The sequence below is a fragment of the Rhodoferax sp. GW822-FHT04A08 genome (assembly GCF_058801025.1).
On record NZ_JBXAMW010000012.1, the window covers coordinates 43186 to 56783 of the forward strand.

A 13598-nucleotide genomic window follows, 5' to 3' on the forward strand; every position below is an offset into this window, starting at 1 on the left:
CTTAACGTTCGTCGGCAATGGATTCGCTCCAGGGCGAAGGGCGGTTGGGAAACGCGGCAAGTCCTGCCAGTGGGCGACGATTCCAGTCCATGGCGGCGTCGGCATGCAGCTGTTTGACCACCCACAGGAAATAGACCGAAGCGGGAACGCCAATCAGGTCGAAAAACAAGGTGCTGGTTTGCTGGCCGTTGGTCAATGCCAGGATGAGGTGCATGGCCGCGCAAGAGGGAAAGACGGCAGTGAGCGCCAGGCCTGACAGTGACCAGGTGTGGGTGGAAATGAAGCGCCGTATCTGCGTGTCGCCCAGGTACCAACCTACCATCGAGTAAGTAAAGGTTACCCATAAGTTGCTGAGCATCACCAGCATGGGGCCCAGGGTGGCACCCGGGCCGCCCAGCCACAACCGTATGCCTTCCGTGGTGCATAGGAGCAGCTCAGGCGCTGGGGGCGTGGCCATGGCCCAACCTGCCAGCAGACCCACGACAACCAGCGACGCAATGGCAGCGCCCCCCATCACCGAGCCATTGACAGGCACCGCGCGGTCACCGCGGCCGCCCCGCATTGCCTCGGCGCGCAGCCAGCAAAATACGATGCCTGCGGGCAAGCCCGTTAGCGTCACCACCAGCATGGGAGTGGAGACCGTGCCGCCCTGCAGCACGCACCAGCCGTGTACCAGATGGTGTGGTCCACAGCTTGCCGCCATGAGCGAAAAGCCGATGCCAAATCGCGACAAGCCGCGACGCCGGTACTGGCTTGCTGCCTCCCAAGTGCTGAGCAGGCCCAGCGTCACATAGGCCATGCCCACCAGAAGATTGCCGATGCCGATGATGAACGCCATCATGTCGCGTTCCCCGTCTTGACCCCCATAGGCACGCCGATCTGGTCCAGAAATTCTTCGATGAAAGTCGGGTGTGCACGGCGCGTCAGGCTGGCGGAGGCGGTCGTGCCGGATTGAACGCCCCAGCTCACGGGTGCCTGCCACAGCGGTGAATCCATCATGGGCACGATCAATGCGGCGTCCACCGGTTTGGAGAAAAGGTAGCCCTGCGCCACATGGCATCCCATGCTGCGCAGCGCAAGCGCCTGCTCAATCCGCTCAATGCCTTCGGCAATGACATGCTTGCCGGTGGCGAACGCCAGGCTGAGGATGGATGAGACCACGGCGGTGTCTCCGGGCTCGGTGGGAAGGCCGTCAATAAACGACTTGTCGATCTTCAGGACCTCGATCGGCAGATCGCGCAGCCGGGCCAGCGAGGACGACTCGGTGGCGAAGTCGTCGAATGCCACATAAATGCCCATTTCGTGCAAGCGGTGGAGCGAGGCCAGGATTTCTGCATCCTGATTGGCCAAGGCGCTTTCAGTCAGCTCCAGGCACAGCGATGAATGGTTGATGCCGGTCTGTCTGAGGATCGCCTGGACCTCGGTGATGAAGTCGGGATCGCCCAGCTGGCGCGGTGAAACATTGACGGTCAAGGACAGCGGCCGCCCGGGCAGCGCCACCGCCCACGCAGCAAGTTGCTGACACGCAGAGCGCAACACCTGCCGCCCCAGCTCACCGATGAGCCGACTGTCTTCGGCAATGGGAATGAACTCCAGCGGGGACAGCATTCCGTACTCGGGGTGATGCCAGCGCGCCAGCGCCTCCACGCCCACGAGTCGCCCGGTCACCAGACTTACCTGCGGCTGGTAGTGCACAAAGAGCTGTTTCTCGCGCAGTGCCACGCGCAGGTCCGATTCGATCTGCATCCGCCGCGATGCGCGCGCCTGCAATTCATCGTTGAAGCGCACCATGCGGTTGCGGCCACTCGCCTTTGCCGCATACAGGGCCGTGTCGGCGTTTTGCATCAGCTCCTCGGCGGTCTGCGTCCCTGGGGTACAGCTGGCCATACCAATGCTGGCCGAGGTGGCAACATCCCTGCCGGCAATCCGGACTGGCTGGGTGACCGCTTGCAGAATGCGGGCTGCCAGCTCGTCTTCCGATTCGATCGTGGCACGGGGATACAGAATGACGAATTCGTCGCCGCCAACGCGGCTCACGATGGAGCCCACTCCGGGTTTGACGCATTCATGCAGGCGCCTGGAAACCTCGCACAGCAGTTCGTCACCGCTATCGTGGCCCAGCGTGTCATTCACTTGTTTGAAATTGTCCAGGTCCACGAAGAGCAGACCGACTTGCTCGTCATCAATGGCCACCCGTGTAAGTTCATGCTCGAGCCTGCTGAGCAGCAGACTGCGCGTGGGCATACCGGTCAGGACGTCGTGCGTGGCCGCGTGTATCAGGTCCGCGATCAAGGCCAGGGTGTCTTGCTGCGATGACACCTGCGGGTCGCGCAAGGAAAGCAACATTTCCGCCGAGGCAAGCAATCGGTCCGTGTAGCGGATATTCAGGTGCCTGGTGGAGCGCGGTGTTTCGCCCGTGGAAGCGCCTGGAGCGGGGGACAGACTGTCCTGCTGCTTCGCATTGTCCATTCGGGGAACCTCCCTCAAGCTTTGCCGCGATCAATGTACCACCAGTCGAAGATGGGTCAAATGTCGCTCAGGTCTGCGCTGTGTGGCGCAAAACCCTGCTATCGGTGCAGGTTTTAGATCGCAAGGCTTTCAGCTCGTCAGGTGCTCCACACATGGAGAGCCCGACCTTGAGCCGCGCAATGGCATCCACGGAAGTGAGTTCTAACGGAGTGGGCGCGAAATATTTGTCGAAATCCTATCCGATCGAACTATCTCCAACCCATTCGTTGGCCTCAAGCCGTAACAAATGTTGCTTAACGTTGATCGGGTCACAACGTATTTCTTTTACCGATATTCATCAAGGGAAAGCTGCATGAAACACACTGCTTTGAAAAGTATTGCCGCGTTGGTGTCTGGAGCCGCGTTGGTTCCGGCCAGCTTTGCGGGTGATGCCAACACCACTACGCCCATCAAACACGTGATTGTGGTTGTGGGGGAGAACAACTCCTTTGATACGGTGTTCGGTACTTACATTCCGCCGCGCGGCCAGTCTGCGTTCAACCTGTTGTCGCAGGGCATTGTCAAAGCGGACGGCACGCCCGGTGCAAACTACAGCAAGGCTGTGCAAAGCCAGGCCAGCAATGGGACCGGCAGCTACACGCTGACGCCCACCCGCCAGGGCCCTTTGGCTGCGTTGCCGCAACCCACCCTGATCGGTGTGTATAACCCGACAACACTGACCCTCTATGGCACAGCACCGGACCCGCGTTTCAACGGTCTGACCGCCAACGGCCCGTTCCAGATCAGCAAGTACGTGCCCTATGGCACGGCCACTTCCGACGTGGGTGATCCCGTGCACCGGTTCTTCCAGATGTGGCAACAAACTGGTGGCACCAATGAGAAGCATGACCTGTTCCAGTGGGTGGCTACCACCGTGGGAACGGGCGGCGCGACCGGCGGAGTGACCGCCGCCTCCACCGGGCAGGGCGGCGAGCTCATGGGCTTCTACAACATGAACCAGGGCGACGCACCCCTGTTCAAGTCCCTGGCCCAGCAATACGCCATCAGCGACAACTACCACCAGGCCGTGATGGGTGGAACGGGCGCCAACTTCTTCGCCTTGGCAACGGCAGGTGATGCCGCCGTCTACAACGTCAATGGTGTGCTGGCCACGCCACCGGCCAACGAAATTGAAAACCCGGACCCGCAGACGGGCACTGACAACTTCTACACCAACGATGGCTATTCCGGTGGCTCGTATGTGAATTGCTCCGACCCCTCGCAACCGGGCGTGGCCGAGATCCATGCGGTACTCGCCGCCAAGGGCAGAAGCAGCAACTGCGAAGGCGGTGCCTACTACCTGGTGAACAACTACACGCCGGCCTACGACGTGTATGGCAATGCCACGGCACCTACCTCCGGCAACTTTGTGTACCCGCCACAGACCGTGCCTACCATTGGCGAACTACTGTCCAACAACGGCGTGAGCTGGAAGTGGTACACGGGTGGTCGCGAGGACGCGGACGTGACGTCTGACCCGTTCTACCAACTGGTCTATCCACAGGTGTTTGCGGGCGTCAAGGCCAAGCTTCCCGCAGGAACCCCAGACTCCGTGATTGCCACCTACGCAACGCCGGTGGCCATCAGCAAGACGCGTGAACTGATTTACAACAGCATTGGCGACCCGCTCGACGTGTCTACCAATGTGGTGAACTCTGCGCTGCGCAACAACCTGCAAGGCCTGACCACGCTATACAACGACATCAGCAACAACACCGTTCCTGCTGTGTCGTTTGTGGTGCCCAAAAACATCTACAGCGGACACCCCGGCTATTCGGCTCCAGGCAACTATGAACTATTCCTCAACGACCTGATCACCAAAGTCAAGGCCAATCCGGCTCTGTGGGCACAGACAGCCATCCTGATCACCACGGATGAAGGCGGTGGCTACTTTGATACCGGCGCCATCCAGAACCTGGACTTCTTTGGTGACGGCCCGCGTATTCCTCTGATTGCTGTCTCACCGTTTGCCAAGAAGGGTTATGTGGACCATGTCTACCACGACCATGTGTCTATCGCCAAGTTCATTGAAAAGAACTGGAGCCTGCCCACCTTGTCCAACCGCAGCCGCGACAACCTGCCCAACCCGGTCAAGAACGTCAACAACCCGTATCTGCCTGCCAACCAGCCGGCCATCGGTGACTTGACCAGCCTCTTCAATTTCTAAGCCCCACATCTTTTGTTCTGGAAGAAAACCATGACTCCCTTTTTCAAAATCGCAGCAGCCGGCTTGATGGCCGTCGCAGGGCTTGCCAACGCAAGCGTGGTGGAACCGTTCACGGGCGGCCAACTGTCCACCCCGGGCTGGTCGGTCGGCATTGGCGCCGATGCCAGCAGCTTTGTGTCGCCCGCACCGGATGGCACCAGCGGCATCTACCTCACCGACTCCACTTGGTCGGTCAACACCGCCATTGATTTCCATGTGGGTGAAGTGTTGAGCGCCTGGATCAATCCCGGCCCCAGCGCGGATGCCAGCGGCGGCAGCCAGGGCGGACGCATCAGCCTGGGCTTTGCTTCTGATAGTGCAAGCACTTATGCCTTGACCGCCGCGTCCGACACCAACCAGTTGCTGTTCCAAGGCGTCTCTGGCATCGCTTCGCAAACGCCCAGCTTCAGCGATGGCGTGGCCAGCACGGCCAGCTTTGGTAACCAGTGGTACAAGCTGTCCATCAGCTGGCTGGCAAGCGGCATCACCGGCAATTTGTACGACGTGGACGGCACCACGCTGCTGCGTTCGGTGAACATGTCCGCCCCCGTTACCGGCAACACCGGCATCGCCTTGTTCGGCAACGGCGGTGCGGCTGTCACTTCCTTGGCCGTGGTGCCCGTGCCGGAGCCTGAGTCCTATGTGCTGCTGCTCGCTGGCTTGGGGCTGGTGGCCTCGCTGGTGAAACGCCGCAAGCCTCAGCCTGCCTGAGGCTGCGCCGTAGTGCCGGGCGTTTACAGGGGACCCGTACAATCGATTTTCATCCCCACCCCTCACCCCCGGCACATTGAACTTCTGGCCTTTTCTCACGCGTTTTGGAGGTGCTGAAGTCGTGTTGCCAGCAGCGCTTCTGGCGCTGTTGGCCCTGTGCATCCAACCCGGTGGACGTCAGCTGGCAGTGCGCTGGGCCATGGGCGTGGCTGTGGCGATTGCGGTGACTGCAGCGAGCAAGGTGCTGTTCATGGGCTGGGGTCTGGGCTCTGCTGCCCTGAACTTCACCGGTGTGTCCGGGCACACGCTGCTTGCAACCGCTGTCTTCCCCGTGGTGCTGCCCTTGTTCGGTTCGCCAGTCGCTTCGCACCGCCGAAACATGCTGTTCGCAGTGGGCTGTCTTTTGGCCCTGCTGATAGGTGTGTCCCGCCTGGTGCTGCATGCCCATTCCCCGTCTGAAGTGCTGGCGGGCTGGGCACTGGGAGGCGGCGTTGCGGTGTGGGTGCATCGGCACCCCGCACCAGCGGTTTTTCCCCATCGTCCTGTGGTCGCGAGCGTCTTAGTAGCCTGCATTGCGCTGGCCTTGTACAGCGTGGACCATTCGCCCAGCCATGCATTGATCACGCGCGTGGCCTTGCAGTTGTCCGGACAACCCGAACCCCATTCGCGGGCCGCCATGCTGGCGCGGTCTGCAACAGTCCACGCGCAGCGGCTGCTCCAGCCATAGCGCTTCGGTGACGAAGTCTGCTTCCCGTTTTCGGCTTTGGGGTACTACGGTGTTGTGCTGGCCCGCCTGTGGCCACTGTGGATCAGTCCGATGACACTGCCCACCACCAGCACCAGTGCCACTACCTGATAGCCGTGCACTTCCTGACCCAGGACCGCCAGGGAGATCAGCAGCGTCAAGGCCGGTGCCGGGGCGGTGATGGAAGCGCCGCGGGACACGTCGATGCGCTTGACCGCGTAGAACCATGACAGCAGTTCCAGGTAATAGGCGCAGCCCATCAGGAAAGCGATCCCCTGGAAGCGGGGTGCCGTGGCCGTTGCCACGAGCCCGTCCAGTCCCTGGTTTCCTACGCATGCCGCACCCAGCAGCACGGTGGCGATCAGCACGCGCGTCACGATGACCTCCGACGGCGTGATGGCCGAGGCATTCATCATCTCTTTGATGATGACGTGGGCGATGCTCCAGAGCAGCGGCACGACCAGGGCCAGCCAGAAGCCGCCGGTAATCGCGGACAACTGCCACGTGCCCTGGGTGCCCAGATAGACCATGGCGGCGGCAATCACCAGCATCAGGCCGATTTCCGCCATGGACTTGCGCCGCTTCAGAAAGAATGCCTCCCACACCACGGCGAACAGCGGGTAGGCCTGCACGGCAACGGCAAAGGTCACCGGCCCGGCGCGGTCCACCGCCAGCACATAGACGAAGGTGGCAGCACCGAACAGGGTGCCGGTCAGCAGCACCAAAGCCCATGTCCTCCCTTTGCTGAAGTGCGGCTTGCCGGCGTGCGCCTCGGGAGTGGGTTGCGGTGTTCTGCCTTGCAGCAGGTAGACGGGTACGGCAAATACCAGTTGCCAGAAAGAGAGCCAGAAGGAAAACGCCATGGCGTTTCCCTCGCCGTTGCGCAGGGTTGCGATGATGGGCAGCAGCCCCAGGATCAGCAGGCACAGCAGCGAGAGCTGCACACCCTTGGCGTGGCTGTGCCGCTGCACCTCAGCGCCCGCTCCAGCGCGGTGGGCGCTTCTCGCCAAAGGCGCGCGGGCCTTCCTGGGCATCTTCGGATGTGAGCATGGCGCGGTACTGGGGCAGGGTGCCACTGCGCAGCGTGCCATAGGCTTCTGCCAGGGGCTGGCCTTCGGTGGCGCGCAGCACTTCTTTCACGGCGGCCAGTGCCAGCGGTGCGGCCAGCACTATCTGGGCGGCGAGCTCCTGTGCGGTTTGCAGTAGTGCATCCGCAGGGACCACCCGGTTGGCCAGACCCCATTGGGCTGCCTCGGCGGCCGACATGCGCCGTCCCGTGAGCAGCAGCTCGGTGGCAATGGCACGCGGCAGGCGGCGGGGCAGGCGCAGCACGCCGCCGGAGTCGGCCATTAGCCCCAGTTTGACCTCAGGCAGGGCGAACTCGGCGGTGTCGGCCACCACCATCAGGTCGGCCGCCAGTGCCAGTTCAAAACCGCCACCAAACGCCAGGCCGTTGACCGCGGCAATCACCGGCTTGCTCAAGGAAAAATACTCGGTCAGTCCGGCAAAGCCGCCCGGGCCGTGGTCGGCGTCGATGGCTTCGCCTTCGGTGGCGGCATTGAGGTCCCAGCCTGCGGAGAAGAAGCGTCCCGTACCAGTGAGGATGGCCACGCGCAAGGCCGGGTCGTCCTGCAGTTGCCGGAACGCCGCGTAGAGTGCCTGGCTGGTGGGCACGTTGATGGCGTTGGCCTTGGGACGGTCCAGGGTGATGGTGAGCACACCATCGCGGGCTTCGGTACGTACGGCTTCAGTCATGGGGTGTGTTTCCTGCCAATCGTATCAGTGCGTCCACCGCCACCACGCCGCGCCCTGTAGGCAGCACGAGGATGGGGTTCACATCGAGTTCCAGCAAATCGTCAGCATGGGCTGCACCATAGGTGGCGATGGATGCAACGGCTTGCACCAGCGCATCCACGTCCCCGGCGGACTTGCCGCGGTAGCCGTTCAGCAGCGGCCAGGTCTTGAGGGATTGCAGTGCGGCGAGTATGTCTGCCGGTGACGCGGGCAGCAGCAGCGTGGCCGCGTCCTGTATGAGCTCCACCAGAATGCCACCGGTGCCCAGCGTCAAGGCCAGGCCAAACTGCGCATCGCGCGTGATGCCCACAATGATTTCGGCCACCACCTCGGTTGCCATTTGCTCCACCAGAAAGGCGCCCGACAGATGGCGCATGCTCTCGATGGCCGCCTGCACCGCATCGGCCGACTTCAGGCCCAGCCTGACGCCTCCGGCCTCGGTCTTGTGTGCCAGCGTGTCGGACACCGCCTTCACCACCACCGGAAAGCCCAGCGCCTCCGCAGTGACCGCCGCAGCGGCTTCGGTGACACAGGCGCCGCGCGGAATCGGCAGACCAAAGGCATGCAGCGCCTGCTTGCTGGCCACTTCATTGAGCATGTGGCTGCTGCCCTCGGTCGTAGCAGGTGCAGCGTTGGCGGTCCACGGCGTGGCCGTAACGGGCGTGATCTGAGCATGGCGCGCCTGGGCCAAACCGATACGGGCCGCATGCGCGATGGCAGCCAGGCAATCGTCGGTGCCCTGCATGGGCGCCACACCTTGCTGCAGCAAACGCTCGCTCACCGCGTCGGGTAAACCTTCGGGTAGGCTGCTGAGCACCACCGCGACGGCGCCCGTCTGGGCTTGTGCCGCCACAAAGGCATCCAGCGTGGTCTGCCAAGTGCTTCCGTTGCAGCGGTCGGCACGAGGAAAGTCCAGCACCAGCACGTGGGCATCAAAGCCGCAGTCCATCATGCCGGCGAAGCATTCGGTCTGCGCTTCCAGATTGCCCCAGATATAGGTGTGATAGTCCAGCGGGTTGGCTACGGTAACCTTCTCACCCAGCACATTGAAGAGTCGGTCGTGCGCTGCGTGCGGGATTTCCGGCATGTCCAGTCCATGCGTCTGGGCCAGGTCCGCCACCAGGGATGCCTCGCCGCCCGAGCAACTGGCCGAGATGACGCGATTGCCGGCCAGTCCGCCGTGCACATGCAGGAACTTGAGCGTCTCCAGCAAGCCCGACACGTCAGTCACCCGTGCCACGCCGCAACGAGCAAACAGGGCGTCGTACAGCTTGTCCGGCCCGGCCAGCGAGCTGGTGTGGCTCATGGTGGTGCGTGCGCCCAACTCCGAGCTGCCAGCTTTGAGGGCCACCAGCGGGATGCGTTTTTCCAGCGCTTTGATCGCCACACGCGAGAAGGCCGCCACATCGTCCAGGCCCTCGATATGCATGCCAATAGCGGTGACACGCGGGTCCAGCAGCAGGGCTTCGATGATGGCGTCCATGCTGTCGCCGGCCTTGTTGCCCACGGTGATCAGATAGGCCAAAGGCAGGCCACGGCGCTGCATGGTCAGGTTCAGACCGATGTTGCCACTTTGCGTGACGATGGCCACACCGCGCTCCTCGCGGTGTCCGCCATGCTGGTCCGGCCACAGGGCCACGCCGTCCAGGTAGTTGAGCAGCCCATAGCAGTTGGGGCCGATCAGGGCCATGTCACCCGCCGCGGCCACCAGTTCCCGTTGCAGCGCCGCGCCTGCTTCACCCACTTCGGCAAAGCCGGAGGCATAGCAGATGGCGCCACCCGCGCCGCGGGCCGAGAGCTGTCGCACCACGTCCACGGTTGCCAGTGCCGGCACGGCGACAAAGGCAGCGTCAGGTGCTGCAGGCAATGACGCAACGTCAGCAAAGCAGGGCAGGCCCTCCATCTCCGTGCGCGTGGGATGCACCGGCCAGATGTCGCCCGCAAAGCCCAGCTTGCGGCACTGGCGTATCGCCTCGGCTGCGGCGTTGCCGCCGAATACGGCGATGCTTTTGGGCGAAAACAGTTGCGTGAGGCGGTTCATGCGCCGTGCGCACGCAGCATGGCGCGCGAGATGATGTGGCGCTGGATTTCGCTGGTGCCGTCCCAGATGCGCTCCACCCGCGCATCGCGCCAGAAGCGCTCGATCGGCAGCGAATTCATCAAGCCCATGCCGCCAAAGATCTGCAGCGTCTGGTCGGTGATGCGTGCCAGCGCCTCAGACGCAAACAGCTTGGCCATGGCGGCGTCGGAATCGGTCATGCTGCCTTGGTCGCACTTCCAGGCGGCTTGCAGGGTGAGCAGGTCGGCGGCTTCGAGTTCGGTGGCCATGTCGGCCAGCTTGAAGCCCGTGCCCTGGAAGCGGCCAATCGGTTGCCCAAACTGCTTGCGCGTGGCGGCCCATTCGGTCGCCATGTCGAGCACGCGGCGGCCGCGTCCTACGCTGGTGGCGGCCACGGTCAGGCGGGTGGCACCCAGCCACTCGCCCATCAGGTCGAAGCCCTTGCCCTCTTCGCCCAGGCGTTTGGAGACGGGCACGCGCACGTTGTCAAAGAACAGTTCGCACTGGTGGTAGCCGCGGTGCGACACACAAGCCGGGCCGCGGCGGCGCGTTACACCGGGTGTGTCAAAGTCCACCAGAAATCCGGTGATCTTTTTCTTGGGGCCGGCCTTGGTCTGCTCCACGTCGGTGGCGGCAAACAGGATCACGTAATCGGACACATCGGCGTGGCTGATGAAGTGCTTGCTGCCGTTGATGATGTAGTCGTCGCCATCACGTACCGCCTTGGTCTGCATGCTGCGCACGTCCGAGCCGGCGTTGGGCTCGGTCATGGCCAGGCAGTCGTGGCGCTCGCCGCGAATCGTGGGCAGCAAGTATTCCTCGATCTGCGTGCCGGTGCAGCCGCGCAGGATGTTGCTGGGGCGGGCCACCAGCATCTGCAAACCGTAGGAAGCGCGGCCCAGCTCCCGCTCGAGCAGCGTCACACCAAAGTTGTCCAATCCGCCGCCGCCATATTCCTCGGGCATGTTGGCTGCGTACAGACCGACTTCAATGGCCTTGGCCTGGATCTCTGCTGCCAGGTCGGGCGGGATTTCATCGGTGCGCTCCACCAGGTCTTCGTGCGGGTAGATCTCGGTTTCGATAAAGCTGCGCACGGTGTCCACCAGCATGGTGTGTTCGTGGCTGAGTTGAAAGTGCATGGTCAGTCTCTGGTGCGTTGTGAGTCAAACGGCCTTGCGGCGAATCCCGATGGAGGCACCCGCTTGCGCCGGGCGCGGCAGGGTAGCGTGTGCGGTGTGGATGGCCTGTATGCGCTCCAGCAGCCAGGGCGGCATGGGCGCAGCGCGCTCGGCTTTCATGTCCACGTGCAGCAGCATCTGTTCGCCTGTGGCCAGTAGCACGCCGGTCTTGCCGTGGAACATGCTGTGGAAGATGTGCACGCGTTTGGCGTCCACATCCAGCACCTGCAGCGTGAGCTTGAGCGGATCGCCCACTGAGGCTTCGCGTATGTTGTGGATATGCGTCTCCACCGTGTAGAGCGACAGGCCCTGTTCGTCACGGTAGCGTTCGTCGATACCGACAAAGCGGAAGAAGGCATCGGAGCTGTCACCAAACACCAGCAGAAAGCAGGACTCGCTCATGTGGCCGTTGTAGTCCACCCATTGCGGCAACACGGTGGGGGAGTGCAGTTGTAACGGTGCCGGTATGGGGGCCGTGGGGTCCCAGGGTTTGGCGGGCGTGTTTTCCAACGGGGTGGTGACGCGGCCTGCCGTTTGGTGTGGATCGGTCATGGTTTGCTTGGTTCGTCTTTGGGGCTTTTTGAATACCGACTTGCGCGCGTTTGTGGTGGGTCAGTCGCTGACAGCGGGGTGGCTGTTTCCGTCCATGTCCCCCGCCCTGCGGGCTCCTCCTTTACCTACCGGAAACAGCCACCCCGCTGTCAGCGAGCGCCGGGGATGTTCGCGCGTTGTATTCAACATCCTTGGTGCGCAAACCATGCTGGAGGACTCAGGTCGGCGTGGCGCTCCGATCCGGGAGGTAAAGGAGGAGCCCACGCAGTGGGCGGGGGACACGGACGGAGCGGAGTGCCACGTCGGCCTGAGTCTGCCAACGCTGTTTGCGCACCCATGCCAGATCTGCATTCCGTACACCATGCTCACTTGCGCGGCACAGGCAACGCAATGCTGCGCCCGGCATTGGCAGGCCGAGGCAGCGTCGCATGCGCCTGTGCCAGCGGCAACAACTGGGCGGCAACCTGCGGCGCAAATGGCGCCGTCTTGGGGCCAGTCTCGGCGTTGGACGCATCGATGTTGGAGAGCATCTGCTCGTTGGTGGCCAGTAGCGTTCCGTCGTCCTGGCGGTGCAGGCTGTGAAACAGATGCACGCGCTTGGCATCCACACCCAGGATCTGTGTGCGCACCTCCACCGCCACGCCCTCGTGCACCTCCTGGATGTAGTTCAGATGCACTTCCAGCGTGTACATGGTGTGGCCGGTTGCCTTGCGGCCTGCCGCATCCAGCCCGATGCGCTCCATCAGCCCGTCGGTGGCCAGGCTGAAGATCACCAGGTAGTAGGCGTCGTTCAGATGGCCGTTGTAGTCCACCCAGGCCGGCTGCACCGGGCCTTGCCAACTGATCAACAGATTACTCATCGAGCGAAATGCCGTGCTTGATCTTGGTGGCGCGGATGGCGGCTTGCACGGCCATCAGGCAGTCGTCGCGGTAGCGCTCCAGGTCGGCAATGCTGTGGCTGCCCAACTGGTCCTTGGTGCCGTCCACCACCTTGTCGATCAGCGCGTCGGTCAGCTCGGGCGCCACTAGCTTGGTCCAGGGCAGCTTGAGTGCTGGGCCAAACTGCGCCATGAAGTGGCGCATGCCGGCGTCGCCGCCGGCCAGGGTGTAGATCAGGAAGCTGCCCATGAAGGACCAGCGTATGCCCGCGCCATAGCGGATGGCGTCGTCGATCTCGCCCGTGCTGGCCACGCCTTCGTCAACCAAGTGCAGCGCTTCGCGCCACTGGGCTTCGAGCAGGCGGTCGGCGATGAAACCGGGCACTTCCTTGCGCACATGCAGGGGCTTCATGCCCAGGTTTTTGTAGACGGTGATGGCGGCCTGCTTGGCTGCTTCGGATGTCTTTTCACCGCCCACCACTTCCACCAGCGGCAGCAGGTAGACCGGGTTGAACGGGTGGCCGACCAGGCAGCGCTCGGGGGCTACAGCCTTGGCATAGAACTCGGTGGGCAGCAGGCCGGAGGTGCTGGAGCCGATGATCACGTCGGGCTTGGCTGCAGCGCTGATCTTGGCGTGCAGGTCGATCTTGAGCGACAGCGTCTCAGGTGCGCTCTCCTGGATGAAGTCGGCATCCTTCACGCACTCTTCCACGGTGGCCACAAAGCGCAGACGCTCCGGCGAGGCGCCAGGCTTGAGGCCGTTGGCCACCAGGGCTGGCCAGCATTTCTTGATGCGGTCGCGCAGATTGGCTTCGGCATTGGGCGCCGGGTCCCAGGCGATCACGTCCAGGCCGTTGGCCAGTGCGCGTGCGATCCAGCCGCTGCCGATCACGCCGGTGCCCAGTGCTGCAAAAGTCTTGATGTCGGTCTTGAATGTCATGTGTTGTCCAGTGGTTCGGTGAAGAGG

At 63.0% G+C, this 13598-nt stretch carries 12 protein-coding genes; 3 read left to right on the plus strand and 9 right to left on the minus strand.

The features are described from left to right. Position 1: 1 nt before the first annotated feature. Complete coding sequence (locus AC1RMF_RS19970; protein WP_493143798.1) at positions 2–841, minus strand: hypothetical protein; 840 nt, start codon at positions 839–841, stop codon at positions 2–4. Further along, positions 838–2469, minus strand: coding sequence for a putative bifunctional diguanylate cyclase/phosphodiesterase (locus AC1RMF_RS19975; RefSeq protein WP_342618329.1), 1632 nt, complete (start codon positions 2467–2469; stop codon positions 838–840). The genes AC1RMF_RS19970 and AC1RMF_RS19975 overlap by 4 nt, the downstream gene beginning before the upstream one ends. 352 nt (positions 2470–2821) lie before the next feature. Between AC1RMF_RS19975 and AC1RMF_RS19980 the strand changes: the two genes are divergently transcribed. From AC1RMF_RS19980 to AC1RMF_RS19990, 3 genes are all read left to right on the plus strand, one after another. Further along, positions 2822–4675 carry an alkaline phosphatase family protein gene (locus AC1RMF_RS19980; protein ID WP_493143801.1) on the plus strand — a complete coding sequence of 618 codons (1854 nt, stop codon included), beginning with the start codon at positions 2822–2824 and terminating at the stop codon, positions 4673–4675. A gap of 30 nt (positions 4676–4705) precedes the next feature. Beyond that, positions 4706–5425, plus strand: coding sequence for a PEP-CTERM sorting domain-containing protein (locus AC1RMF_RS19985; protein WP_493143803.1), 720 nt, complete (start codon positions 4706–4708; stop codon positions 5423–5425). Between the two features lie 121 nt (positions 5426–5546). Further along, on the plus strand, positions 5547–6152 hold the full coding sequence (locus tag AC1RMF_RS19990; RefSeq protein ID WP_493143805.1) for a phosphatase PAP2 family protein: 606 nt from the start codon (positions 5547–5549) through the stop codon (positions 6150–6152). A gap of 44 nt (positions 6153–6196) precedes the next feature. On the opposite strand, the gene AC1RMF_RS19995 is transcribed toward AC1RMF_RS19990, so the two are convergent. From AC1RMF_RS19995 to AC1RMF_RS20025, 7 genes are all read right to left on the minus strand, one after another. Continuing rightward, positions 6197–7180, minus strand: coding sequence for a DMT family transporter (locus AC1RMF_RS19995; protein ID WP_493143807.1), 984 nt, complete (start codon positions 7178–7180; stop codon positions 6197–6199). Then, the gene (locus AC1RMF_RS20000; RefSeq protein WP_493143808.1) at positions 7143–7925 is read right to left on the minus strand and encodes an enoyl-CoA hydratase-related protein; all 783 of its coding nucleotides are present in this window, start codon (positions 7923–7925) and stop codon (positions 7143–7145) included. Before AC1RMF_RS20000 ends, AC1RMF_RS19995 begins: the two co-directional genes overlap by 38 nt. Beyond that, positions 7918–10005: an acetate--CoA ligase family protein gene (locus AC1RMF_RS20005; protein WP_493143809.1), complete on the minus strand. Its 2088-nt coding sequence runs from the start codon at positions 10003–10005 to the stop codon at positions 7918–7920. The genes AC1RMF_RS20000 and AC1RMF_RS20005 overlap by 8 nt, the downstream gene beginning before the upstream one ends. Further along, the gene (locus AC1RMF_RS20010) at positions 10002–11162 is read right to left on the minus strand and encodes an acyl-CoA dehydrogenase family protein (protein ID WP_493143811.1); all 1161 of its coding nucleotides are present in this window, start codon (positions 11160–11162) and stop codon (positions 10002–10004) included. The genes AC1RMF_RS20005 and AC1RMF_RS20010 overlap by 4 nt, the downstream gene beginning before the upstream one ends. 24 nt (positions 11163–11186) lie before the next feature. Then, the gene (locus AC1RMF_RS20015; RefSeq protein WP_493143812.1) at positions 11187–11753 is read right to left on the minus strand and encodes a thioesterase family protein; all 567 of its coding nucleotides are present in this window, start codon (positions 11751–11753) and stop codon (positions 11187–11189) included. A 365-nt stretch (positions 11754–12118) separates the two neighbouring features. Beyond that, positions 12119–12613 carry a thioesterase family protein gene (locus tag AC1RMF_RS20020; RefSeq protein ID WP_493143813.1) on the minus strand — a complete coding sequence of 165 codons (495 nt, stop codon included), beginning with the start codon at positions 12611–12613 and terminating at the stop codon, positions 12119–12121. Beyond that, positions 12606–13571, minus strand: a complete 966-nt coding sequence (locus tag AC1RMF_RS20025) for an L-carnitine dehydrogenase (protein ID WP_493143814.1) — start codon at positions 13569–13571, stop codon at positions 12606–12608. Before AC1RMF_RS20025 ends, AC1RMF_RS20020 begins: the two co-directional genes overlap by 8 nt. Between the last annotated feature and the right edge of the window lie 27 nt (positions 13572–13598).